Here is a 22,672-nt window from a genome sequence, read left to right as displayed (position 1 = left end):
TACTATCTTAAATTTGAAGATTATAATTCCACCTCAATTAAATTTCACCACCTCAAAATCAGAAGCCTTTACCCCGCTGAATTTTTGCAGCTCATCATTATTCCATCTATCATCAGGCGCACCGCTGAAATACATATTGCTGCCGATATCCGCCAGGATCAATCCGTATTTTTTCATCGCTTTTAATACCACTTGTAAATGCGGTGGGTAACCGGTGATATTAAAGCTGGCCTTAAGCCTGATCTTAGCGCCAAAGGGCAGCGAATATTGCCCGCCCTTACTGTTCACGCTATGCCGTGCTGGGGCAATATATCCTGGTTTTACATTTTGCGATTGCAGCGTAAAGCGGATTGCATGGTCAATTGTGCCTTTTAATACTTCGTCATATCGCACCAGTCCCGGGAAAATTGGGAGGCCTGCGGCATCGGCAGATGTCCAGCCTGCGGGCCGCAGTTTGTCTGATTTCAAATCATAGATAGCCCCGCTTGATGCGCCCCATTTACCATTGGCGAAGCTGGCATTGTACAATTCATAAAGCATACTGTTATCCTTGTCAACCACGAGCACGTGCGAATCGCCCTGACCGTTGCCCTCAATATTGGCATTTGAAGGGATTGGATAAGGCCCGGGATCACTTTCACTGCCATAATCGCCATCGTAGGAATTCGCCCGAAAAATTATATTAACTTTCGGTTGGCTCCCGCAAACAACGTCAAAAGGGATGCCGATAGGTACACCATCATATAAACCACTCCCAAAATCGGATTTCAGGCTTGATGTGCTTATCCCTGTTATTATCTGGCTGCTGTAAGGATCAACTGCGGCGGCGGAAATATCCTGGTTCCATGAGTTGTCAGCAGGAAAAATAGCCATATTTTCAACATCGGCAACCTTTGCATTACAGGTGCTGCCGGAGCCGTTTGTTGGCGTTTTACTGCCCGTGGTAACCAGCGTGCCATTTTCCTTTTTACTGCAACTGCTCAGGAATAAAAAAGCAAGAATGAATAAAGTAAGCGTTCCCTTTCTCATAGGTATGATTTGAAGGTTTTATTTAGGGGAATTGTTATAGAACGTTTTTGGGGGAAATAGATTGTGCTAGAATTTTTGACCGCTAACTGAAGATAACCGCAGAGATCACAAAGAATGCACGGAGAAAGCGGAGTTTTTTAATTTATGTCCTCACATTTAATCTACCTTCATATATCATTCCAAAATACTATAATCTCCGTGCTCCGCTCCGTGAACTCCGTGGTTAAAACTGTAGAGCTCTTCAAAACGCCTTAAACACCATCTTATCCTGTCCCTTTAGCTCAATATTCCTAACCGCCCCGGTTCCCTGGAAACCAAACCAGACCCCCACAATTTTTACATTGTTGGCCGGCAACTGAAATTCAAATACCTGTTTATCATTTACATAGTACCTGATGGTTTTAGCCGTGCTTTTACAGGAAACCCTAACCCAATTGGAAAGATCAACCCCAAAGCCGGAAAAATTTGCCGTTTTGCCCGATATGATCCAATCAACGCTAAACAAGGTAAGCTCGGATACACAACCTTTTATAGAAAGGGGAATAATGATAGGCCCGCTATCGGTAATAAGCGCTACAGCAGCAAACTGGCAAGCGGCTTCACCATCTTTATATCCATTCTTTATTTCGGCGCTGTAGCTAAAATTATTTACCGGTACAGGTGTAAAATTGCCAACGTTATAATATTTTACATAGGTTGGTTTAGGCTGCATGCTCATGTTTTTTTGCTGTATTACAGCAACCGGCAGGTTAAGCATGTCTTTCTGTATAAAATCCTGTGGATTAAGATAAACCGGCACAGGTTTATCCTCAATAAGGCCCAGCCAGCCTTCGGTTGGGATCATCAGCTTATGCTCTTTTACAACTTTTTTTCCGACAAGTAATTTTGCCTGGTAAAAGCCGGGTTCGTAATATACAGAGGTGTGCTGGTGCATTTTCTTATCCACCAGCGTTTTTGTATGCGGATCCCATGATTGCTGAACATAAACAGAATCAATTGGAGCATTTACAGCATCGTAATTAAATATTACAGAATTAGGGATAGCATTGGTAAGCCGCTGACTGCTGAACTTATAATCTGCATTATTAATACCCGTATCGGCCCTTTTAATAATAAAAAAAGATACCGCTCCTGTCGCTACCAGGATAATGATCAATATGATATACGTTACGTTAATGCCGTTTTTTTCAGTCTGTTTAACCTGAGGCATGTTTGTTGCAATCCCAGGTGCTTTATCGGTGTTTTGCTTAATAAATGTACGCCAGTTTTCAAAACCGGCAAATTGCGCAAGGGTATCTAATGTGGTAGTACTTGGCAGGTGTTTATATTCAACCCTCCCCCATATTCTTCTGAGCGTGCTCTCGCTTAACGAAACTTTGGTTTTGTCATAGATCAGCTGGCTCAGAACTTCAAAATCCCGGCTTTGCCAGGCAGACGAATCTCCCCAGTCAAGCTGTTGCTCAATAATTGCAATGAGTTTTTGAATATCAGAAGTCATTGAAAATCAAAATGATAAAACTTGAAAAAACTTGAACTTTAAATGAATTGGTATAAATAATTGCCACTTGTAAGTTTACATAACAAAGCAAAAATCACATATGATTAATTACGGCAATTTAAAACTAAAGAAATGAACAAACTAAAATTTTTATCCATAATCATCCTGTTGGCAGCAAGCATGCGCCTTAATGCCCAAACCCTGTACGTTGACGCTTTAAAAGGCAAAGACGTTGCAAAAGGGACTCAAACTGATCCATTATTAAGTATTGAAAAGGCTGTTGCTATAGCCAACACCTTCAGCGGCAATGAACCGGTTACCATTAAGCTGGAGCCAGGTTTATATGTAGTTGCACACGAAATGGCTATAAAAACCGCAAAACAGGGAAACGATGCATCAAAATTTACCATTGAAGCTATTCATATGCCCGATGATATCGATTGGCAGCCTGAAAAAATGCCGGTAATCCAATCAGTTTCACCAAACAATTCAAATTTCCAATTTACACATTGTGTGAGTTTTTTGGTAGCTAAAAACAATGCGAGTTTTAAAGGGCTAAAATTTGTTGGCAATGCCCACCCGGATGTCCCTTATTATTACCCTATTACCCGCGAAAATGAAAATTTAAACGAATTAGAGGTTTCCCAATGCTATTTTATTGGTGAAAAGAATTCAAACCGCCTGCAAAGCGGACTCTGGACACATGGCGCCGGGATCCATGTTGACCATTGTATATTTTACAACTGCCGCAATGCTATGGTGTTGATCAAAGGGATAAAAGGTCTCTCCATTGCGAATTCTATTATTTATGGCGCTTATGAATCAGCTATATGGTTTGGAGACTCAAATGCGCCTTTTGTGTTTAAAAATAACATAGTTACCCAGTGCAATTTCTTTTGGGTTAGGCCAGATAACACACAGCCAGTTTATACTTTCAGCAATTCACTCATCACCGAAAACGGTAATTATATGGGATACATCGCTAACGACCTTATCCCGGCGTCAAAAAGCAACCTCACAGAAAACAATATTCGCAAAACGGGTAAAGTGATCCTGGTTGAAATAAAAACCGAAAGATCACAACCGCATAATTACCTGAACCTCGCCCCCGGATCAGCTGGAAATGATCTGCACGCAGGGATCTTTAAAAAAGAAAAAAACTAATGCAAATGAAGTTAATTAAATCCTTACCGCTCGTTTTACTGGTGATATTAAACCTGCAATTAAAGGCCCAAACCTTATATGTTGATGCCATTAAAGGCCATGATGAGAGCAAGGGAACTATTGCTGATCCGCTTGCAAGCCTGCAAAAAGCGGTAAGCATTGCAAACGGATTTACAGGCCCTCAGCCTGTTACTATAAAACTTGCACCCGGTTTATACCGGCTTACTGACAAATTACATATTGAATCGCCTAACGGGATGGCAGATACTTCAAAATTCACAATCGAAGCAACAGTAATGCCAGATGATACTGCCTGGCAGCCGGGTAAAATGCCGGTGATCCAATCTATAGCTGATACTAACAGCGGTAAAAAGTTCAAATATTGTGTAGGCATTCAAATCGCCAGGAATAATGTGAGTATTAAAGCGCTGAAATTTTTAGGTAATCCCAACCCGGGCGTTGAGTATTATTACTGTATAGAGCGTCAAAATGAAAAACTGAAAGGGCTTGAAATTTCCCAATGCTACTTTATAGGCGAAAGAAATTCAGCAGCTATACAAGGCGCTCTTTTCGGGCAGGGTGCAGATATAAATATAGACCACTGCATATTTTATAACTGTAAAAACGCGGTTTTAGTTTTCCTCGGTTTAAAGAATTTTTCGCTTACCCATTCCATTATTTATGGCGCTTATGAAGCTGCCATATGGTATGGTTATGGAGAAAGTTCAAACGCACCATTTACCTTCAGCAATAACATAATTGCTAACGGTAACTATTTCTGGGTGAGCGATAAAGAGCATACTCACCATTATACCTTCAGTAACTCTCTTATAACCAATAACAAATATTTCATGGGCCTTAACGGAATGGAGATTGAAGGCCCTGATATAAAAAACACGCCTATTGAAGTGAACATCAGCAAAACCGGAAATGTGCTGTTAAATGAGGTTACGGCCAAAGGTATTCCACACAACTATTTAAATCTTTCGCCCGAGTCAGCAGGCAATGAACTGCATGCCGGCATCTTTAAAAATAAATAAACCTGTACGATCATGAATAAATTAACTTTTATACTACTCATCATAATATCGGCGTTTTACGCCTGCAAACAGGAACCTGCCACGCTTTGGGATAGTCCTGATGCATATTTAGGGCAAACTCTCCCATCTGATACGCCGAAGGTATTCGCCCCTGGCATACTGGCCGAAGAAGGCGCCTGGGCCGGCGACAGGGTTGCTTTCTCAAACGATGGGAAGGAATTTTACTACAGCCACAATACCACATGGTTTGACAGTAAAAACCATAAGCTAAAATACTTAAAATACGCAAATGGCAAATGGAATGGCCCCTATGTACTAACTAAAAAGTATTATGCGCCTGCCTTTTCGCCGGATGGAAAAACAATGTATTTTATTGGCGGCCCCAATAAAATACCGGGGAAAGATTTTGTTTGGCAGGCACACAGAACAGGCACGGGCTGGACAGCTCCGACTGAATACATGCATAAATCTTACCGGCTTTACGATTTTATGCCTACCATAAGCGGCAATATTTATGCAGGCAGCAATGGTAACTGGGGCACCAGGGATTGGCAAAACTGTAAATTTTCAAGAACTGATGCTTCAAAAGGCGATACTGCTATTAAAAGCCTGGGCGTACCATTAAATTCACCCGGCTTCAATGGCGATTTCTTTGTGGCAAAAGATGAATCGTATATGATCATCAGTACAAAAGAACACCCTGATTTTGAATGTGAGCTCTACATTAGCTACCATAAACCTGATGATACCTGGACAAATCCCAAAAGCCTGGGACCGCTCATTAATAACGGCCTGGCCCACCGCTGGGGCGAGTATGTTAGTCCGGATGGTAAATACCTGTTTTATACCCATGGTCACAGCGAAAAAGATTGTTTTATTTTTTGGGTGAGATTTGACACCCTGTTTGAAAAATTAAAGCATACCAATTTTGAACCATATGTTAAAAATCCGCTTAAGGATCAGGTTGCTAAAGCGGGCAGTGCCTTTTCGTTTCAAATCCCAGGTGATGCTTTTTTTGATGATGACGGGAACAATACATTAACCTTTTCGGCTGGCCAATTACCTGCGGGGTTAAAGTTTGATGCCGCAGCTAAAACAATTACCGGCCAACCCCTTGCCGGGAACTATGAAATAAATATTACAGCCACAGATGCAGCTAAAGCAAGCATTACCAATAAATTTTTATTGAAGGTGATGTGAACAATTGATCTGCTCGTAAAGCTTTGACAACTTTTTTAAAGTTGTCAAAGCTAATCTGCGTTTTATTCTGAAACACGCTTAGCGGATCTAAACCTGTATAAATATGGTGCTTTGTGCGCCCCCCCTGTCCATTTTTTGGCTACCCTTTCCAATATGCCCAAAGCAAGTATTTTACGCTGAAAGGCCGGGCGGAGCAGCTTTTTATCCAATATGGTTTCATAAAGCTTTTGCAGGTCGCCCATCGTAAAATCCTGTGGCAGCAGGTTAAATCCGATAAGTTTCTGGTCAAGGTTTGAACGAAGCGTATCCAGCGCCTTTTCAACTATCCGGGTATGATCCTGGATCAGTTTGGGCATGGCGGTAAGGTCATACCAATTGCAGCTGTCAAATATTGCGGCAGGCATCGGTTTGGCCTGGGTAAAATCAACCAGGGCATAATAACCTATCGAAATAAATCTTTTTAACAGCCAATGATCATCTGGTGGCACATCCCCGTTAGCGCTCATAATGATTTTAAATTGTGTCGGGTTGTATCGGGAATAGTCACCAAATACATAAAATTGCTCCAGGAAAATATCTTCAAGCCCAATCCGCTCGCTAACAACTCTTAAGGCAGCACTATTTAAATCTTCTTCAGTTTTTATAAACCCTCCGGGCAGGGCAAACAACCCGGTTCCTTTATACTCAATCAGCAAAACTTTTAGCTGATTGTCATGAAAACCAAATATAACCGCATCAATGGCGATGTTTTTTAAAAAGCCCTCCCCTTTTTCATCGATCTCGCTGGCTGAATGGACTTTGGTCATCTACAAAAGAATTTATCTTTAAAAAAACAAAATAAATTGATAATCTCAAAATAAGCAATTATTATTGTATCATTATGTTACAATAGAAAAGTTTATTTTTCTATCCCTAAATTAAATCATTCATCCATTTAACCTGTTTATTATGAAAACTCCTTTTTCGCTGCTCTGCGCGCTGTTATTTTTCACAACGGCCTTTTCACAGTCTATCACAAACCAGCTTAAAATAAGCAACGGCACACTCGAAGGCACTTTTAACCAAACAATAAGGATCCGGAGCTTTAAAGGTATCCCTTATGCCCTGCCCCCCATCGGCGACCTGCGCTGGAAAGAGCCGCAACCACCGGCAAACTGGGACGGTGTGCGTAAAGCTGATCATTTTAGCCATATGCCGATGCAAAAAAGAGTATTCGCTGATATGATCTTTCGTGCCGATACCATGAGCGAGGATTGCCTGTACCTTAATGTATGGACACCTGCAAAATCGCCAAAAGAGAAATTGCCCGTGCTGGTATATTTTTACGGTGGAGGATTTGTAGGCGGGGATGGATCAGAATCCCGCTATGATGGTGAAAGTATGGCTCAAAAAGGGATTGTTACTATAACTATCAACTACAGGCTGGGAATATTCGGCTTTTTCTCGCACCCGGAACTTACAGCAGAATCAGCTCACCATGCTTCCGGAAATTATGGATTACTTGATCAAAACGCTGCATTAAAATGGGTACAGGCAAATATTGAAGCATTTGGCGGCGATCCAAAAAGAGTAACCATTGCCGGCGAATCAGCAGGATCCATTTCAGTTTGTGCGCAGGTGGTATCGCCATTATCAAAAGACCTTATTGCCGGAGCTATTGGCGAAAGCGGCGCTATGATAAAGCCGACCCTGCCCGCTATCCCGCTTGCCGAAGGAGAAAAGAACGGTGTAAGTTTTGCTGAAAAGAATGGAACTAAAACACTGGCCGAACTACGTGCCATACCAGCTGCTCAGCTACTTGATGCTGCCTCAAAGCCCGGTGTATGGAGATTGTCAGCTACTGTTGATGGCTATTTCCTCCCAAAATCTCCTGTTGAAATTTTTGAAGCCGGAGAACAGGCGCATGTTCCGTTACTGGTTGGATGGAATTCTGCCGAGATCCCTTACCAGGCATTTACAGGCGGCGATATGCCAACAACTGAAAACTATGCAAAAAAGCTAAAACAACAGTTTCCCGATAACGCCGACGAGGTTTTAAAACTGTATCCCGGCACAACACAGGACGAGGTGATCAAATCAGCAACCGCATTGGCCAGCGACAGGTTTATCGTCTACAGCACCTGGAAATGGGCCGATTTGCAAAGTAAAACCGGTGAAAAACCTGTTTACCGTTATGTATTCTCAAGCCCACGCCCACCTGAGGTAAAACCAACTGATAATGCGAATGCCAATAAAATGCCAAAAGCATTGGTTGGCGCATCACACGCATCGGAGATTGAGTTTGCAATGGGCAACCTTGAATCCAATAAAGTTTATGCCTGGACACCAGACAACTACAAGGTATCAGCATTGATGGAAAACTACTTTGCTAATTTTATAAAAACAGGTAACCCCAATGGCAAAGGCTTACCCAAATGGGAGCCAAATACCAATGGCAGTAAAGTAAAGTTCATGAACATTGATGTAAACACAAAACTGGAAGCTGAAAGTGAGCGGGGAAGGTATTTATTTTTGGACAAGTTGTATTTGAAATAAAATTTCAATGAAATTTGTTGCCTTTGTGGTTAAAAATCAACCACAAGGTATTGAAAATAAACAGAGCGCACTAAATTAAAAATCATGAGATCAATTTCAGTCATTGAGTTTAAGAATAGTTTTTCAGAAATAATTAAACAGGTAAAAGCCGGAGAAGAATTTGCTATAACTGAAGACAATAAAAGCGAAGCTATAGGTTATTTCGTTAAGCAGATATTTAAACCGAAAAAACGTAAATTAGGCTTGTTAGAAGGCAAGGCAGCATTCACATTCGGAAGTGATTTTGAAATGACTGAAAATGAATTTTTAAACTTATCATGATTGAATTAAAAGAAACCGGTGGTGCTCAAATAGGGCGTGCAAATGCTACCTGGCCGTTTGTAACATTGACCGTAACTAGTAATAAATTGCAACTCAATGCCTCAATACTTGGTAACCTTGTTTTCGCCCCTGCGGATATTATTTCCATTGAGCCTTATGGATTATTTGCTAAACGAGGGATAAAAATTAACCACCGGGTAGATAATTATAATTCAAAGGTTATTTTCACGTCTTCAGAAAGCGCTGCTTCCCTAATTAACAGGATTGAACAAATTGGCTTTTTAAACAACAAAACACCTCTGTCATTCCTGGAGAAAAACGAAATTCTTGAATTACAATCAAGCGGGGCTTTTCCTTTAAAAAGACCTGCGGTTATAGCCATAGTGGCTATTTGGAATATATTTATCCTCTTCAGTTTTCTTAATTTCGTACCGGGTTGGCATAGCAGTCTACCGATGTGGATTGGAGTTCAGTTTGCAACAGGCTTTATTTTCCTGGTCGGGTTGGGCATGCTGCTGAGTGATCCGTTCAGGCAACTTATTTTAAAACCAGGCAGATCAATAGGTGATATTAAATGGTTTATTTGTTTTGCAATGCTTATTTGCGGCACAATGTTTTTTACATTTACTTTTCTCCCACATTGATTGTTCATTAACAGCCTGGCTGCTGATAATTGGTTTATTTATTGACACGTTTTAATTGCATTGTGTTGCAGCTAATATACCACCCTACTTATTAATTTCCATCAACTGCGTAATGGATCCCTGCAATACTTCTTATCATATCCAAAGTTTCCATCAGCAGCAAAGTGTCAGCAAACGAAATAACATCACTTTCAGTAAGTCCTCTTCTTAAACAATCATTTACATGTCGAGCTTCGTACTGGTAACCAAAGCCCGCTTCCCTTTCAACAGGAATAATCTCCCTGCTGTCAGGGTATTTGGGGTAGTATTCTATTGTCGCCGATGGCTCGTAAAACCGGGAGGTAAGCCTTATCCGGCCTTCGGTTCCACTGATATCAGCCTCGGTTGCAAGGTTTGAGGAGAAGGTTGAAAACAGCTGTGCCATAGCTCCATTTTTGTATTTGAACAGGATGGCACATTGCTCATCCACACCTGTGGAAGCCGGGGTCATACTTGCTTCAATAGCATCCGGTTTCCCTAATATGCTCATCGCCATAAAAACATTGTAAATACCTATATCCATTAAGGTACCTCCACCAAGCGCAGGGTCAAAAAGCCTTGCCGGGATAGGCGGTGCAGGCTTAAAGCCAAAGTTTATCAATACAGAGCATACTTCGCCCAGTAACCCCTGCCCTATCATTTCCTGCATTTTTTTATAATGCGGGTGAAATTTTGTCCATAGCGCTTCCATTAAAAAAACTTTCTTTTCCGTTGCCAGGTTAATCATTTCTTTAGTTTGCCTGGCATTCATGGCAAATGGCTTTTCGCAAAGCACAGCCTTGTTATGCTGCAAACAAAGCAGGGTATTTTCATAATGCAGGTTATGCGGTGTTGCAATATAAATTACATCAACCTCAGGGTCTTTAACCAATGCTTCATAACTGGCATGTCGGTATTTTATATTGAATTCCTTCCCAAATTCATCAGCAGATTGCTGTGTACGTGAGCCTACGGCTATTAATTCTGCATCGGTAACCAGTTTAAGGTCGCCCGCAAACTTACCGGCTATGCGCCCGGCGCCTAAAATTCCCCATTTGATAGTTTTCATGTTGCTAAGATAGTGTTGAGAAGCAAGAATTAAGACGCAAGAATCAAGATAAAAAGGAAATAAAACTAAAATACAACGAATATGATAACACCCTATTTCTTCTCTCCTCACTCTTGTATCTTGACTCTTATTTCTTGTATCTTGGTTCTTAATTCTAACTGCCTATGTATCCCGAACTCCTCGCCCACATAAAAAGATATGTACAGCTAACAGCTGCCGAAGAACAGTTGCTTTGTGAAAAGCTTGAGCCAAAAACACTAAAGAAGAAAGCATTTTTGCTTGAAGCCGGCAAACACTGCCACGGCAATTACTTTGTGGTAAAAGGATGTTTAAGGCTGTATTTTGTAAACAATAAGCTTAACGAGCAAATTATCCAGTTTGGGATAGAGAACTGGTGGATCACCGACTACGACGGGCTGACGAGCAAACAACCATCAACCTGCTATATCCAGGCAGTTGAGCCATCGGAGGTGTTGCTGTTAAGTGAAAAGAACCAAGCAATACTTTTTGAGCAGATCCCGTGTTTGGAAACATATTTCAGGATAATGATGCAAAAGGCCTATGTAGCCTCTCAACGCCGGATCGGTTACATTTTTAACCTGACTGAAGAAGAGCGGTACATCCATTTTTCAAGCCGCTTTCCCGATTTTTTGCAGCGGGTGCCGCAATATATGCTGGCATCGTATCTTGGTTTTACTCCACAGTTTTTAAGCCGGCTCAGGGCAAAAAAGATTTAGTTTAACGTGTGGTCGACATGAGCAAACGGTCACCTCACCCCAAGCCTTTATCCAACCGCGTTGAAGAGAAGCGCAAGTTTGTGTATGCAAACAAGCGTTCCATTTTCACAGTGAAACATATGGAACACTGTAAAACATCCTCATTATCAGATAGTTGAATTTATTAAAGAATTAAATAGCTGTAAGTATCTGATAATCAATTACCATACTGCCAGACTTCATGAAGAATACGTTAATTTCTTAACTGTAGTTCATTTTTTGAGGGGCTTTTGTTGCGCAACTTTGCTTTATCAAAACAACAAGATCATGAGCAACAGAACAAAAATTAACGTAGCAGATCCGGCAGCATACAAAGCTATACTAGCCATGGAGAATTACATTGAAAGCACCGGTTTAACAACCAAACATAAGGACCTGATAAAAATCCGCGCCTCACAAATAAACGGGTGTACCTATTGTATTGACATCCACACCCGCGATGCACGCAAAGCAGGCGAAACAGAACAACGCATTTACAGCCTTACCTCATGGCGCGAAACCCCATATTTTGACGAACAGGAACGCGCCATACTCGCCCTTACCGAAGAAGTTACACTGATCAGCAATAAAGTATCCGACGAAACCTATAACGCTGCTGCAGCCATGTTTGATAAGGCTTATCTTGCCCAGCTAATCATGGCCATCATCACCATTAACGCCTGGAACAGGATTGGGGTAAGTACTAAACTGGAGCCTGTTCTATTATAAAAAACGAGCTTAAAAGAGTAATAATCAGGATAAAATTCTCCCGCAGGCCTTCGACCTGTGCTAACGCATTACGACCTTTCAGGCCTTTAACATTGTAGTAAAACCAACACATTAAGCCCTGAAGGGGCAACATATAATAGCGCAGGTCGAAGGCCTGCGATTCTAAAAGTGATTTCCTTAGATAAAAGGTTTAGGAAGTCTCCTAAATCTTTTATCTTTATTTAACAAAACCAATAAACCAAAATGAAAACAGAAATTCATTCACCTGCAAGTGTTACCAGGGATGTATTGCTTGCTTTTGTAAATGCCCTTAACCAGGAAGATTTTAAAACCGCGAGGGAATATGTATGTGATGATATGAAGTTTGAGGGCGTTTTGGGCTCGCGCGAGGGGGCCGACCTGTATTTTAGCGACATGGAACGGATGAAGCTAAAATACAACGTTAAAAAACTTGTTGCGGAAGATGATGATGCATGCCTGCTGTTTGATGTAACCATGAGGGGGATCCCTATTTTAAGCTCCGGGTGGTACCATATGAAAGACGGAAAGATCAGCACCATTAGAGTGATTTTTGATCCCCGGCCTTTGCTTTAGAATATATAATTTCAAAGACTTATATTTCCTAAGACTTACGAAGTTTTGAAAACTTCGTAAGTCTGATATTATCCAGCTAGCCCCTTGAAGCTTCTTCCGTCTTCCCGACTAAAAAATAAAACATTGTGTAATAGGCCACTACAGCTAAAAGCAAAAAATATTTTATAATCTACTATTTTAAGCTATCTTTGCGACCTCATAAAAATCCTAACTGCGGAAGTGGCGTAATTGGTAGCCGCACCAGACTTAGGATCTGGCGCTTCACGGCGTGGGGGTTCGAGTCCCTTCTTCCGCACAAAAAAGCCGTTAACTGAATAAGTTAGCGGCTTTTTTATTCTTCAATAAAATTGAATAAATTCCTTCTAATGAAGTCAATCTGCAATTGTTGTAAATTCTCAACTTTATAAAGCTCATAGAATTCATTATCAAATTCATTTAATGGATTATCATTATACGATTTGCTGAAACCCTCCAGAGTTCCATCCTGATACTTTGTAATATTTGAATATTCAGTTTCATAAATATTATTTGCCATAGCTGTCAGAGCAGAAAATTTATGAGCCCCGACAAGTTGCAAGGCATCAGGTGTTAATGAGGCAAATTGTCCACTTGAGTTAAAATAATATTGATTAAAGCCTCCATTATTTACTTCTGCCTCTAAACACCAAATAATGTAAATTGCTTGCTGTGCTTTTGAAAAAGTTAATACTGCTTCATACTCTTCTGTGTAATCATCAGAGAGTTTCCCTGATAAATTATCGAATACAATTTGAAGTAACTGGTCGTCATTACTATTATTAATAATTTCAGAAGTTAGCTTTTTGTATATGTTTCTATTTTTGAAGCTTTCTACAGGTTGGGTTATCTGTTCAGTTAAATCGTTTTTTGATTGATCATTCTTCTTTTGGAAAAGACCAAGCCATTTGAACAATGATGTAAACATAGTATGAATTTTTATTAGGCTATTTAATTATGATGCATTAGATAGAACATTACACCCCCACAATATACTTAATTATGTTAAAAATATCTTCAAGGTATTCTAACATCGCCCCTTCTTCCGTACAAAATTAAACCCGGTCAAATTTGGCTGGGGTTTTAGTTTAAAAATACTGCGGTGAAAATACCAACAATAGACTAAATGCCCTTACTGGTCTATTTTAAATGTCTATTTCTTTTGGAGTATAAAACAAATGGACGCCTTTATTATTTCATTGTTAATCAATTATAACATGATTAATGTATTTGGGAACAATTAACAATATGATTAGCATCATTTAATTGGTATCCAACAATTTGCAACTTTGCAAAAGCACAAAAATAAGATCCTGAAACAAATATTGTTTTAACTCACTTAAAATGGATATGGATAAAATGCACGCAGGCATTGATCACAGTAATATGCATAAAGGCCATAACCCGCATATGGGCATGTCAGAGCATGACCACCATACGATGATGGTCGCTGATTTTAAAAAACGGTTTTATGTTGTATTGGTGCTTACTATTCCAATTATGCTGTTATCAACCATGATCCAGCATTTTATGGGCGTAAGCTGGCAATTTACAGGCTCATCCTATATTTTGTTTGCCTTATCGTCGGTGGTGTTTGTTTATGGCGGCTGGCCATTTTTAACAGGGTTGGCCAGCGAAGTAAAGACAAAGAACCCTGGCATGATGTTCCTGATCGGTTTTGCGATAAGTGTTGCTTATAGTTACAGTGTAGCCATTGTCTTTGGCTTAAAAGGAATGGATTTCTTTTGGGAACTGGATACACTTATCCTGATCATGCTGTTGGGGCATTGGATAGAAATGCGGTCTGTGATGGGGGCTTCAAATGAACTGGAGTTGTTGGTTCAGTTAATGCCCGCTGATGCGCACATGGTTATGAAAGACATGATCCATGATGTAAAAACGGATACCCTGAAAAAGAACGATATTATCCTGGTTAAGCCCGGCGAAAAAGTCGCGGCAGACGGGATCATATTAGAGGGCGAAAGTTACGTTAATGAATCGATGCTGACCGGGGAATCAAAACCGGTACAAAAAGTAAAAGGTGACAAGGTAATCGCCGGCTCAATTAACGGTAATGGCTCATTTAAAGTTACTGTATCCCATGCGGCCAAAGACTCTTACCTGTCTCAGGTAGTTAAACTTGTGGATGATGCGCAAAAATCAAAATCACAAACCCAACTTTTAGCAGATACAGCGGCAAGGTGGCTAACTATAATTGCTTTAGTAACAGGAATCGGCACATTTTTATATTGGTATTTAACAGGCCAGCCTTTAGCGTTCGCAATGGAAAGAATGGTGACAGTTATTGTTATTTGCTGTCCTCATGCTTTGGGCCTGGCTGTGCCGTTGGTTGTTGCCAGGTCAACAGCCTTATCTGCGAAACATGGCCTATTGATAAAGAACCGCACAGCATTTGAGAATGCAAGAAAAATCACCACCGTTGTATTCGATAAAACGGGCACACTTACCGTGGGTAGGTTTGAAGTATCCAAAGTGATCTCATTACAAAAAGGGATGAATGAAAAGGAGCTCATCCGCTTGACATCAGCATTAGAACAAGAATCTGAGCATCCAATTGCGACAGGCATCCTGCAAAAAGTAAAAGACTTAAAGTTGACTATTCCAAAAGCTGAAAACTTTAAGGCAATCACAGGTCGGGGTGTTGAAGCCATTGTGGAGGGTAAAAAGATCTTGGTAGTGAGTCCGGGTTATTTAAAGGAAAATAAATTAACTGTTCCAGATGGCTTTACCACCAATGATACAGAAACGATTGTTTTTGTGATTATCGATGGAGAATTAGCCGGATACATTGCTTTGTCAGATAAGCTAAGACCCGAATCAGCAGAAGCAATAAAAACCCTGAAAGAAGAAAATATCAAATCTATACTGCTTACGGGTGATAACCATAAAGTTGCGGCCAGCGTGAGCAAAACGTTAGGTATGGATAGTTTCATTGCCGAGGTATTGCCACATCAAAAGCTGGAGAAGATCAAAGAACTGCAAACACAGGGTGAGTTTGTGGCTATGACGGGGGATGGTGTGAACGACGCGCCTGCATTAGCACAAGCGGATATTGGTATCGCGGTGGGTTCGGGAAGCGACATAGCAGCAGAAACGGCGGGTATAGTATTGGTGAATAGTAACCCTAAGGATATTGTTAGCCTGATCTTATTTGGCAAAGCGACCTACCGAAAGATGATCCAAAACCTGGTCTGGGCCACTGGTTATAATGTAATTGCTTTACCACTTGCGGCAGGCGTGCTGTATAATCAGGGGATTATATTAAGCCCGGCAACTGGGGCTGTATTGATGACAGTGAGTACTGTGGTGGTTGCTATCAATGCAAGTCTGTTAAAAGTAAAAGCGTAGAGAGCCGGAATCGTTGTAGCACTTGATGACAGGATTAGCCTGCATTAAGCGTAGTAATGATATATCAAAGTGTCTTTATATTTACAAAATGAAATGGATCACCCGTGAACATCCGAAGATTGATCGTATCGCTTGTCCCTGGCTAATTAAACGGTTTATTGATGCCGACGCCGAAATTATCTATGTCCCTTTTGACCAGGTTATAACAAAGGCAACAGAAATAAATGCAGTTCCATTTGATCTTCCGGGAGTTGAATACACACATTATGAAGACCAATGCACGTTTGATTATTTTCTTAAAAAGCACCATATCAAAGACGTTGCGCTTGACAGGATGGCGGCTGTTATCAGGGGGGCAGACACTGACCGTCATGATTTTGCACCCCAGGCTTCAGGCTTATCAGCTATATTTTTAGGGCTATCAAAGAATATCCCGGATGACCACGAACTGCTGGAATTGGGTATGAAAGTTTACGACGGGCTTTATACCTGGGCAAAATACCTGCATCAGCAAAAACATACACAAGCCCCTGTCGAACAATTACTATTAGAAGTTTATCATAAGTATTTGAAGCAGGGAAGCGCTAAAAAAGCGCCGGAATGGGCAAGAGAACTCAAGGAGATGATCCAGGATCAATTAGATACGAACATTACTTTGAGCCTGCAACAAGTATCGAGTGAGCTCGAGATCAACCCAGCTTATCTTTCAAGAGAGTTTTCAAAATACTTTGAAAATTTATCCTTTGGAGATTATATCCGCAAACTACGAATAGAAAAAGCTATCAACCTGATAGATAGCACTACCTACTCATTAACGGAGATCGCCTACCTCACAGGATTTTCCGATCAAAGCCACTTTAACCGGATCTTTAAAAAACAGACCGGGCAAAACCCGTCGATTTATAAAAAAAACAGCTTGAAAAGTAAAAAGGATACAAATAGTTAAATCCATACAATTTTAGGAATTTGTATATGGGTAGTATTGCTTTCGTTAACGCAAACTATCATTATGGAAAAACACAAATTCACCCGCAGGCAAGCTTTGCAGGCAACCGTAGTATTGGGTACTACCCTAATACTACCCTTACAAAAATTACAGGCGGCTTCATTATTAATCGCCAAAACTCCGGCTATAACGGCTGATGAAATGGCCGCCATTGACGCCGCTTTAGGCAAGAAAGGTAGCTATAAAGATGCTGAATCTGTTTATACCACACCATTGCCCAGGAACGATCTAAAAATGAAGATCAAAGGAGAGCCGGTACCTATACCCTTTGGCTTTGGTGGTTGGGTTTCGTTCAAAAAGACCTTGGACGGCAAATCTGCGATGGCTATGAGCGATAATGTATTGCTAATGGAAGAAGTAAATCCGCTAATATCTGCAGCGCACGCCAACGGCTTGGAGATAGCCGCTATACATAACCACTTCTTTTATGAAGAGCCACGCATATTCTATATGCACATTCATGGTATGGGAACCGTTGAAGAATTAGCTAAGAAATATGCCGACACAATTCGCGACAGCAAAATATTCCCAGCCAACCAGCCTGCACAATCTGCACCGCCAGCAATTACAGGAAAGGAAAACTTTGATCTGCCCGCACTCGATGCCATTGTAAAATATACAGGCACAGTAAACGGCCCGACCTACAAATACACCATTGGCCGGGCTGACCTGAAAGTAATTACAATGGGTGTGGAAATGACTACCAATATAGGGTTAAACACTTGGGCATCTTTTGCAGGCAAGCAGGACGATGCGCATATCGCGGGTGATATTGCCATGCTGCAAAGCGAGGTGAATAGCGTGATCAAAACTTTAAGGGCGCATAACTTGGAGATAGTGGCCGTACACAACCACATGCTCGGCGATGACCCTCACATGATCTTTCTGCATTATTATGGACGCGGAAAAGCAGTTGACTTAGCCCAGGGCTTCCGCGCTGCGTTGGATGTATTGGGCAAAGAGCCAATAAACAAAATGAAAATGTGATGGAACGTTACCGTCTCAAAGACCTGGTAATGTATTTCCTGAAACTCGGCGCCTGGGGTTTTGGCGGGCCGGTTGCTTTGGTGGGTTATATGTACCGTGACCTGGTGGAAGATAAAGGCTGGCTGACCGATGAAGAATACAAAGAGGGTTTGGCATTGGCGCAACTCGCACCGGGGCCTCTGGCCGCGCAATTGGGTATTTATATCGGCTTTGTACATTATAGGCTGATCGGTGCGACACTAGCGGGGCTGGCTTTTGTATTGCCGTCCTTTATCATGGTGGTCTTATTAGGGATGGCTTATCAGCTTTACGGCGGGCTGGCCTGGATGCAGGCAGTATTCTATGGTGTAGGTGCCGCTGTGATTGGTATTATCGGGATGAGTGCCTACAAACTGACCGTAAAATCCATCAGTAAGTTTAAACTGTCTGCTATGAAATCCAAATGGTTGTTATGGCTGTTTTATAGCGTTGGGATCGCCATCACAGTCATTACCCAAAAAGAAGAAATTTTATTATTTCTGTCTTGTGGTATTTTATATATGTTGATCAAAGCACCGCCTCAATGGATAAAAAAACCAACAATTGTTCCTGCCGAAATTTTGTTGAGTGTTGGTTTCTGGAATTATAACGGCAAGACCTTGCAGGAGATCGGCTGGTTCTTTTTAAAAGCCGGGGCATTTGTATTCGGCAGCGGGTTGGCTATTGTGCCTTTCCTGCATGGCGGGGTAGTTAAGGAGTTTGGCTGGCTGAACGAAAAGCAGTTTGTGGATGCGGTAGCAGTGGCCATGATTACGCCGGGGCCGGTGGTCATCACCGTTGGCTTTATCGGTTATTTAGTGGCGGGCTTTCCCGGCGCTGCTGTCGCTGCAATAGCTACTTTTCTGCCTTGTTATTTGTTTACCACGGCCTTAGCGCCATCCTTTAAAAAGATCGCTAAAAATAACAGCATCAAAGCATTTGTAGAGGGTATTACCGCATCAGTTATCGGGGCCTTGGTTGGCTCAGTTATTATTATTGGGTTGCGTTCTATAATAGATATTCCTACAGCATTAATTGGTATAGTCACGGTGCTGGCACTTATCTATGTCAAAAAACTACAAGAACCTTACATCATTGGAATTGCCGCTATCATCGGAGCCCTGATAAAAGTTCTATAATCCCGAAAAGCACCTAAAATAATTTCATTTTCCATACCGATATATCGACTTAATTATCAGTAAAATACATCCAATGTATTCTAATTCATGCATAGGTTCTGCACCGAATCAAACCCGGTCAATTTGGCTGAGTTTTTAAGTTTAAAATGGTGCAGTGAAAACACCGGCCATAGGCTAAATACTGCATCACACGATCTGCTGAACCCATTGACTTCGCCAGGCCGGCGCCACAAAGGGATCTGCGAAATACTGTGTCTCGTGCACCACCTTACCGTAGCTAAACTCCATAATACTCACTGTGTATGCTGGTTGCTCCTGATAGGTGATTGTGTATTCCGTGATCCATAGATCACCTTTTCCGAGAATTCGTTTGATATTGAAACCCGACGGCTTACCCGGATGATGACTCCGCAAGGCCTGTAAATTGCTTCGTCCGAGGATTCTCTCGCCCGACTGTGGATAATCACAAATGGCATCATCATCGTAAATATCATGTTCCACGTTTTCATCACCGGCTGCCGACGCCTGCCAGTGCGCATCCAGGGCTTCACGAATTTGTTCTTCTTCCATGGAACGCTCTGTTGATTTGGTCTTTTCGTTCATGTTTTTATTTGTTAAGTATATTTTGATGAGCAATAAAATTTCTTCAAGGTGTTCTAACTCCTGCAAGGTTCCAAACAAAATAAGAAAGCCCAATTTAAAACAATTTGAAGAGGGTTTTCTCTTTTGAACAGATTTGCACAACTAGTATTAAAGCAAGGAAACTTTAATATTAGATTATAAACAGGTATATATGTGTTTAACATCAGGTACTTAAATGATTCTAAGTATTTTTAGAGAATAAATTTATATTTGTTTCTATGAAAAAAGCCTTTAAATTTTTATCACACCTTGGCCTGCCTTTTACTTTTCTTTCAGCTTTATGGTTAAAATTTATTCGATCAGTCGGAATCGGGTATTTTGAAGAGAAAATTTTTATGACAACAGGTATTTTACCTATTCATGATCAGTACTATCAGCCTTTAATAAACCCTAAAAAACAGCTGATAAAATCGTTAAGAAGTGATAGAGAACTACCAGGAATTGATTTTAATACTGAAGAGCAGTTAGAGTTATTAGATAAATTCAACTATAATGATGAGTTAAATAAATTTCCACTTGAGAAAAGTGGAGAATTGACATACTTTTATAATAATAGTTCATATGCATCAGGTGATGCTGAATATTTATACAATATTATTAGATATTTTAAACCGAAACGCGTAATTGAAATAGGAAGCGGACACTCTACATTTATGGCGCAAAATGCTATATCACAAAATAAAATCGATGACGCCAGTTATCAATGCAATCATGCTTGTATAGAGCCTTATGAATTTTCCGGGCTTGAGAAATTAGGTGTAGAAGTGGTTAGAAAGCGGGTAGAAACTGTAAATAAATCTTTTTTTCAAACTCTTGGTCACAATGATATATTATTTATTGATTCTTCACACATTATCAGGCCACAAGGTGATGTGCTTTTTGAATACCTGGAAATTTTGCCCATTTTAAACCCTGGTGTTATTGTTCATATACATGATATTTTTATGCCTAAGGACTACCTGGATGAGTGGGTTTATAATCATGTTTTATGGAATGAACAATATTTATTGGAAGCGTTTTTAACCTTTAACGAAAAATATAAAATAATAGGTTCTTTGAATTATTTAGCACATAATTATAATAAAGAGTTTTCGGATAAGTGCCCAATTTTTGCTAAACAGTCAGGACGTGAACCAGGTGCATTTTGGATGGTTAAAAAATAGCATCTAGTTATTTTGGCGCAATGTTGAAGCCAATATTTCTTTAACAACCTTCAAAATATCTTGAAGATATTTTGAAGGAGCACACAGGTTTCCCACAAAGCCTTAACTGAAATAGTTGGTGACTTTTTTATTGTTAGGTCATTTTATTTCTCAAAACATATTTCTCTCTACTGACATAGGGTTGTCACTGCCCCTGCTTTTCTTTGTTATGAAAACAATTAAAACTAACACAACAATGGAAAACAATCAAATCAAACAACAAACAAACAGTGCGATTGAAGGATTTACTTCTTCTGATGCCATATTAAAACATTGGCAAGGTCACCGCAAGTTAACAAGAAAGGTTATTGAAGCTTTCCCGGAAGATAAGCTATTTGAATATTCAATTGGCGGCATGCGAACTTTTGGGATGATGTTAAAGGAGATCATAGGCATTGCAGATGCCGGCCTCCAGGAACTCTTCCAGGATGAACCTACGCCCGTAGACGAGATCAGTAAAAACTCTGGCACTGCCATGGCCTGCACAAAAGAAGAGATCTTAAATTTATGGGATGATGTAACGCACAAGATCGACACGCTTTGGCCACTGATCCCGCAAGAGCGTTTCCAGGAGGTGATGCTGGCTTTCGGCGCATACGAAGGAGTAACATCTGATATCATTCTTTACTGGATTGATAACGAAATTCATCACAGGGCACAAGGTTATGTTTACCTACGGTCGTTAGGGATTGAGCCGCCTGCTTTTTGGGACAGGTATTAGAAATCTCCAACAAAAGGCTGTATCAAAAGTAAAATCATAAGATACTAAACAAAATTAAATTTTGGATAATAAAAGCTCCGTGTTTCTCTGAGCTTACTTTGTGCGCTCTGTGGTTAAAAATAAACCGCAGAGCGCACAAAGAAGGCGCGAAGATCACAGAGATCAAATATTATTTTGAGTGTTTTTTTTAGATTTAAGATTTTTGATACAGCTTCTTTTTTATTATCCGCTGTTACAAATAAAGCTGAACCATCTGTTTCCAATAACGGGGCCGGTGGGCATAATTATCCCAGATGAATAATTGATTGGGCACCCCCTTGTTCCAAAGCACATTGCTAAATTCAAGGTTATTTGATAAAAACGGGTCGGTTTCACCTATTGCTATTATAATTTCAATATTACGGATAGCCTCTAAAATATTGGGGGCATCAAGGTTCGCAATAAATTGCTGGGGCATGTTGAAATAAACATTTTCATCATGATAGCCATCAAAAAGATCTTTGAAATCCGCTATCTGCCGGGTAAGGTCGTACCTCCCGCTCATACATATCACCTTTTTAAAGAGTATGGGATATTTCATTGCAAGGTTTACCGCATGATATGCGCCCATGCTGCAACCTGCAACTTCAAAAAAATCTCCACTGTTTTTGAGTCGCATAAAGGGCAATACCTCATGCAAAACATACTGCTCATATTGCAAATGACGATTAATACGGGTTGATGGATCTGCCCACAGGTTATAAAAACTTTCTGCATCAATGCTGTCTACACAAAATAGCTGCAACTCACCATTATAGATCTTGTCCCGCAGGGCACTTACAATCCCCCAGTTTTCGTAGTCATAAAAACGGGCCATGCGGGTTGGGAAAAACAATACCGCCCGGCCGGAGTGTCCAAAAACTAACAGCTCCATGTCGCGCTGTAAATTGGCACTATACCATTTATGATATTCTCTATTCATTTCGGCATAGTGTTCA

The 22,672-nt window shown here is 40.7% G+C and carries 22 protein-coding genes and 1 tRNA gene; 16 read left to right on the top strand and 7 right to left on the bottom strand.

The genetic code is table 11. The features are described 5' to 3' along the window. Positions 1-33: 33 nt before the first annotated feature. Both BUE31_RS03090 and BUE31_RS03085 read right to left on the bottom strand, forming a co-directional pair. Positions 34-1,029, bottom strand: coding sequence for a hypothetical protein (locus tag BUE31_RS03090; RefSeq protein ID WP_073400137.1), 996 nt, complete (start codon positions 1,027-1,029; stop codon positions 34-36). Positions 1,030-1,270: 241 nt separating this feature from the next. After that, complete coding sequence (locus BUE31_RS03085) at positions 1,271-2,527, bottom strand: hypothetical protein (protein ID WP_073400135.1); 1,257 nt, start codon at positions 2,525-2,527, stop codon at positions 1,271-1,273. A gap of 132 nt (positions 2,528-2,659) precedes the next feature. Between BUE31_RS03085 and BUE31_RS03080 the strand changes: the two genes are divergently transcribed. The 3 genes from BUE31_RS03080 to BUE31_RS03070 are packed head-to-tail and all read left to right on the top strand — an operon-like array spanning position 2,660 to position 5,931. Next, positions 2,660-3,691, top strand: a complete 1,032-nt coding sequence (locus BUE31_RS03080) for a right-handed parallel beta-helix repeat-containing protein (RefSeq protein ID WP_073400133.1) — start codon at positions 2,660-2,662, stop codon at positions 3,689-3,691. 5 nt (positions 3,692-3,696) lie between these two features. Then, positions 3,697-4,731: a right-handed parallel beta-helix repeat-containing protein gene (locus BUE31_RS03075; RefSeq protein ID WP_159440632.1), complete on the top strand. Its 1,035-nt coding sequence runs from the start codon at positions 3,697-3,699 to the stop codon at positions 4,729-4,731. Positions 4,732-4,743: 12 nt separating this feature from the next. Then, complete coding sequence (locus BUE31_RS03070; RefSeq protein WP_073400129.1) at positions 4,744-5,931, top strand: Ig domain-containing protein; 1,188 nt, start codon at positions 4,744-4,746, stop codon at positions 5,929-5,931. 62 nt (positions 5,932-5,993) lie between these two features. On the opposite strand, the gene BUE31_RS03065 is transcribed toward BUE31_RS03070, so the two are convergent. Next, entirely contained in the window at positions 5,994-6,737 is a 744-nt protein-coding gene (locus tag BUE31_RS03065) for an NUDIX hydrolase (RefSeq protein WP_073400127.1), read from the bottom strand. Between the two features lie 142 nt (positions 6,738-6,879). Here BUE31_RS03065 and BUE31_RS03060 point away from each other — a divergent pair, with 142 nt between their 5' ends. The 3 genes from BUE31_RS03060 to BUE31_RS03050 all read left to right on the top strand — a co-directional run bounded on the left by BUE31_RS03060 (position 6,880) and on the right by BUE31_RS03050 (position 9,431). Then, positions 6,880-8,466 (top strand): carboxylesterase/lipase family protein, encoded by a 1,587-nt coding sequence (locus BUE31_RS03060; RefSeq protein WP_073400125.1) that lies wholly within the window; start codon positions 6,880-6,882, stop codon positions 8,464-8,466. Between the two features lie 84 nt (positions 8,467-8,550). Beyond that, positions 8,551-8,787 carry a type II toxin-antitoxin system Phd/YefM family antitoxin gene (locus BUE31_RS03055; RefSeq protein ID WP_073400123.1) on the top strand — a complete coding sequence of 79 codons (237 nt, stop codon included), beginning with the start codon at positions 8,551-8,553 and terminating at the stop codon, positions 8,785-8,787. Continuing rightward, positions 8,784-9,431, top strand: coding sequence for a hypothetical protein (locus BUE31_RS03050; RefSeq protein ID WP_073400121.1), 648 nt, complete (start codon positions 8,784-8,786; stop codon positions 9,429-9,431). The genes BUE31_RS03055 and BUE31_RS03050 overlap by 4 nt, the downstream gene beginning before the upstream one ends. Positions 9,432-9,522: 91 nt before the next feature. Here BUE31_RS03050 and BUE31_RS03045 read toward each other — a convergent pair whose 3' ends face one another. After that, positions 9,523-10,518 (bottom strand): Gfo/Idh/MocA family protein, encoded by a 996-nt coding sequence (locus BUE31_RS03045; protein ID WP_073400119.1) that lies wholly within the window; start codon positions 10,516-10,518, stop codon positions 9,523-9,525. 164 nt (positions 10,519-10,682) lie between these two features. Between BUE31_RS03045 and BUE31_RS03040 the strand changes: the two genes are divergently transcribed. The 4 genes from BUE31_RS03040 (at position 10,683) to BUE31_RS03025 (ending at position 12,891) form a co-directional block, all read left to right on the top strand. Continuing rightward, positions 10,683-11,255 carry a Crp/Fnr family transcriptional regulator gene (locus BUE31_RS03040; protein WP_073400117.1) on the top strand — a complete coding sequence of 191 codons (573 nt, stop codon included), beginning with the start codon at positions 10,683-10,685 and terminating at the stop codon, positions 11,253-11,255. Positions 11,256-11,561: 306 nt separating this feature from the next. After that, positions 11,562-12,002, top strand: a complete 441-nt coding sequence (locus tag BUE31_RS03035) for a carboxymuconolactone decarboxylase family protein (protein ID WP_073400115.1) — start codon at positions 11,562-11,564, stop codon at positions 12,000-12,002. Between the two features lie 243 nt (positions 12,003-12,245). Beyond that, positions 12,246-12,596 (top strand): nuclear transport factor 2 family protein, encoded by a 351-nt coding sequence (locus BUE31_RS03030; RefSeq protein WP_073400113.1) that lies wholly within the window; start codon positions 12,246-12,248, stop codon positions 12,594-12,596. Between the two features lie 213 nt (positions 12,597-12,809). Further along, positions 12,810-12,891, top strand: a tRNA-Leu gene (locus tag BUE31_RS03025). Positions 12,892-12,927: 36 nt separating this feature from the next. On the opposite strand, the gene BUE31_RS03020 is transcribed toward BUE31_RS03025, so the two are convergent. Beyond that, a complete protein-coding gene (locus BUE31_RS03020; protein ID WP_083619282.1) occupies positions 12,928-13,539 on the bottom strand; it encodes a DMP19 family protein in 612 nt (203 codons plus the stop codon). A gap of 416 nt (positions 13,540-13,955) precedes the next feature. Between BUE31_RS03020 and BUE31_RS03015 the strand changes: the two genes are divergently transcribed. The 4 genes from BUE31_RS03015 to BUE31_RS03000 all read left to right on the top strand — a co-directional run bounded on the left by BUE31_RS03015 (position 13,956) and on the right by BUE31_RS03000 (position 19,130). Further along, a complete protein-coding gene (locus tag BUE31_RS03015) occupies positions 13,956-15,980 on the top strand; it encodes a copper-translocating P-type ATPase (protein WP_073400111.1) in 2,025 nt (674 codons plus the stop codon). An 88-nt stretch (positions 15,981-16,068) separates the two neighbouring features. After that, positions 16,069-16,926 (top strand): chromate resistance protein ChrB domain-containing protein, encoded by an 858-nt coding sequence (locus BUE31_RS03010; RefSeq protein ID WP_073400109.1) that lies wholly within the window; start codon positions 16,069-16,071, stop codon positions 16,924-16,926. A gap of 63 nt (positions 16,927-16,989) precedes the next feature. Beyond that, entirely contained in the window at positions 16,990-17,973 is a 984-nt protein-coding gene (locus tag BUE31_RS03005) for a DUF1259 domain-containing protein (protein ID WP_083619279.1), read from the top strand. Then, on the top strand, positions 17,973-19,130 hold the full coding sequence (locus tag BUE31_RS03000; protein ID WP_073400107.1) for a chromate transporter: 1,158 nt from the start codon (positions 17,973-17,975) through the stop codon (positions 19,128-19,130). The genes BUE31_RS03005 and BUE31_RS03000 overlap by 1 nt, the downstream gene beginning before the upstream one ends. 186 nt (positions 19,131-19,316) lie before the next feature. On the opposite strand, the gene BUE31_RS02995 is transcribed toward BUE31_RS03000, so the two are convergent. After that, positions 19,317-19,733, bottom strand: a complete 417-nt coding sequence (locus BUE31_RS02995; protein ID WP_200801851.1) for a nuclear transport factor 2-like protein — start codon at positions 19,731-19,733, stop codon at positions 19,317-19,319. Positions 19,734-19,990: 257 nt separating this feature from the next. On the opposite strand from BUE31_RS02995, the gene BUE31_RS02990 reads away from it, so the two are divergent. Both BUE31_RS02990 and BUE31_RS02985 read left to right on the top strand, forming a co-directional pair. Then, complete coding sequence (locus BUE31_RS02990; protein ID WP_073400105.1) at positions 19,991-20,935, top strand: class I SAM-dependent methyltransferase; 945 nt, start codon at positions 19,991-19,993, stop codon at positions 20,933-20,935. Between the two features lie 235 nt (positions 20,936-21,170). Continuing rightward, positions 21,171-21,695, top strand: a complete 525-nt coding sequence (locus tag BUE31_RS02985; RefSeq protein ID WP_073401611.1) for a DinB family protein — start codon at positions 21,171-21,173, stop codon at positions 21,693-21,695. Positions 21,696-21,927: 232 nt separating this feature from the next. Here BUE31_RS02985 and BUE31_RS02980 read toward each other — a convergent pair whose 3' ends face one another. Next, positions 21,928-22,656, bottom strand: a complete 729-nt coding sequence (locus BUE31_RS02980) for an esterase family protein (RefSeq protein ID WP_073400103.1) — start codon at positions 22,654-22,656, stop codon at positions 21,928-21,930. Between the last annotated feature and the right edge of the window lie 16 nt (positions 22,657-22,672).

The organism is Mucilaginibacter sp. OK098, assembly GCF_900142915.1.
Classification (GTDB): Bacteria; Bacteroidota; Bacteroidia; order Sphingobacteriales; family Sphingobacteriaceae; genus Mucilaginibacter.
This window is presented reverse-complemented; position numbering and strand designations above follow the sequence as displayed.

What these genes read in the sequence shown, in the direction of transcription:
- BUE31_RS03090 (WP_073400137.1), bottom strand. Translation starts at nt 1,029, where the DNA reads ATGAGAAAGGGAACGCTTACTTTATTCATTCTTGCTTTTTTATTCCTG.
- BUE31_RS03085 (WP_073400135.1), bottom strand. Translation starts at nt 2,527, where the DNA reads ATGACTTCTGATATTCAAAAACTCATTGCAATTATTGAGCAACAGCTT.
- BUE31_RS03080 (WP_073400133.1), top strand. Translation starts at nt 2,660, where the DNA reads ATGAACAAACTAAAATTTTTATCCATAATCATCCTGTTGGCAGCAAGC.
- BUE31_RS03075 (WP_159440632.1), top strand. Translation starts at nt 3,697, where the DNA reads ATGAAGTTAATTAAATCCTTACCGCTCGTTTTACTGGTGATATTAAAC.
- BUE31_RS03070 (WP_073400129.1), top strand. Translation starts at nt 4,744, where the DNA reads ATGAATAAATTAACTTTTATACTACTCATCATAATATCGGCGTTTTAC.
- BUE31_RS03065 (WP_073400127.1), bottom strand. Translation starts at nt 6,737, where the DNA reads ATGACCAAAGTCCATTCAGCCAGCGAGATCGATGAAAAAGGGGAGGGC.
- BUE31_RS03060 (WP_073400125.1), top strand. Translation starts at nt 6,880, where the DNA reads ATGAAAACTCCTTTTTCGCTGCTCTGCGCGCTGTTATTTTTCACAACG.
- BUE31_RS03055 (WP_073400123.1), top strand. Translation starts at nt 8,551, where the DNA reads ATGAGATCAATTTCAGTCATTGAGTTTAAGAATAGTTTTTCAGAAATA.
- BUE31_RS03050 (WP_073400121.1), top strand. Translation starts at nt 8,784, where the DNA reads ATGATTGAATTAAAAGAAACCGGTGGTGCTCAAATAGGGCGTGCAAAT.
- BUE31_RS03045 (WP_073400119.1), bottom strand. Translation starts at nt 10,518, where the DNA reads ATGAAAACTATCAAATGGGGAATTTTAGGCGCCGGGCGCATAGCCGGT.
- BUE31_RS03040 (WP_073400117.1), top strand. Translation starts at nt 10,683, where the DNA reads ATGTATCCCGAACTCCTCGCCCACATAAAAAGATATGTACAGCTAACA.
- BUE31_RS03035 (WP_073400115.1), top strand. Translation starts at nt 11,562, where the DNA reads ATGAGCAACAGAACAAAAATTAACGTAGCAGATCCGGCAGCATACAAA.
- BUE31_RS03030 (WP_073400113.1), top strand. Translation starts at nt 12,246, where the DNA reads ATGAAAACAGAAATTCATTCACCTGCAAGTGTTACCAGGGATGTATTG.
- BUE31_RS03020 (WP_083619282.1), bottom strand. Translation starts at nt 13,539, where the DNA reads ATGTTTACATCATTGTTCAAATGGCTTGGTCTTTTCCAAAAGAAGAAT.
- BUE31_RS03015 (WP_073400111.1), top strand. Translation starts at nt 13,956, where the DNA reads ATGGATATGGATAAAATGCACGCAGGCATTGATCACAGTAATATGCAT.
- BUE31_RS03010 (WP_073400109.1), top strand. Translation starts at nt 16,069, where the DNA reads ATGAAATGGATCACCCGTGAACATCCGAAGATTGATCGTATCGCTTGT.
- BUE31_RS03005 (WP_083619279.1), top strand. Translation starts at nt 16,990, where the DNA reads ATGGAAAAACACAAATTCACCCGCAGGCAAGCTTTGCAGGCAACCGTA.
- BUE31_RS03000 (WP_073400107.1), top strand. Translation starts at nt 17,973, where the DNA reads ATGGAACGTTACCGTCTCAAAGACCTGGTAATGTATTTCCTGAAACTC.
- BUE31_RS02995 (WP_200801851.1), bottom strand. Translation starts at nt 19,733, where the DNA reads ATGAACGAAAAGACCAAATCAACAGAGCGTTCCATGGAAGAAGAACAA.
- BUE31_RS02990 (WP_073400105.1), top strand. Translation starts at nt 19,991, where the DNA reads ATGAAAAAAGCCTTTAAATTTTTATCACACCTTGGCCTGCCTTTTACT.
- BUE31_RS02985 (WP_073401611.1), top strand. Translation starts at nt 21,171, where the DNA reads ATGGAAAACAATCAAATCAAACAACAAACAAACAGTGCGATTGAAGGA.
- BUE31_RS02980 (WP_073400103.1), bottom strand. Translation starts at nt 22,656, where the DNA reads ATGAATAGAGAATATCATAAATGGTATAGTGCCAATTTACAGCGCGAC.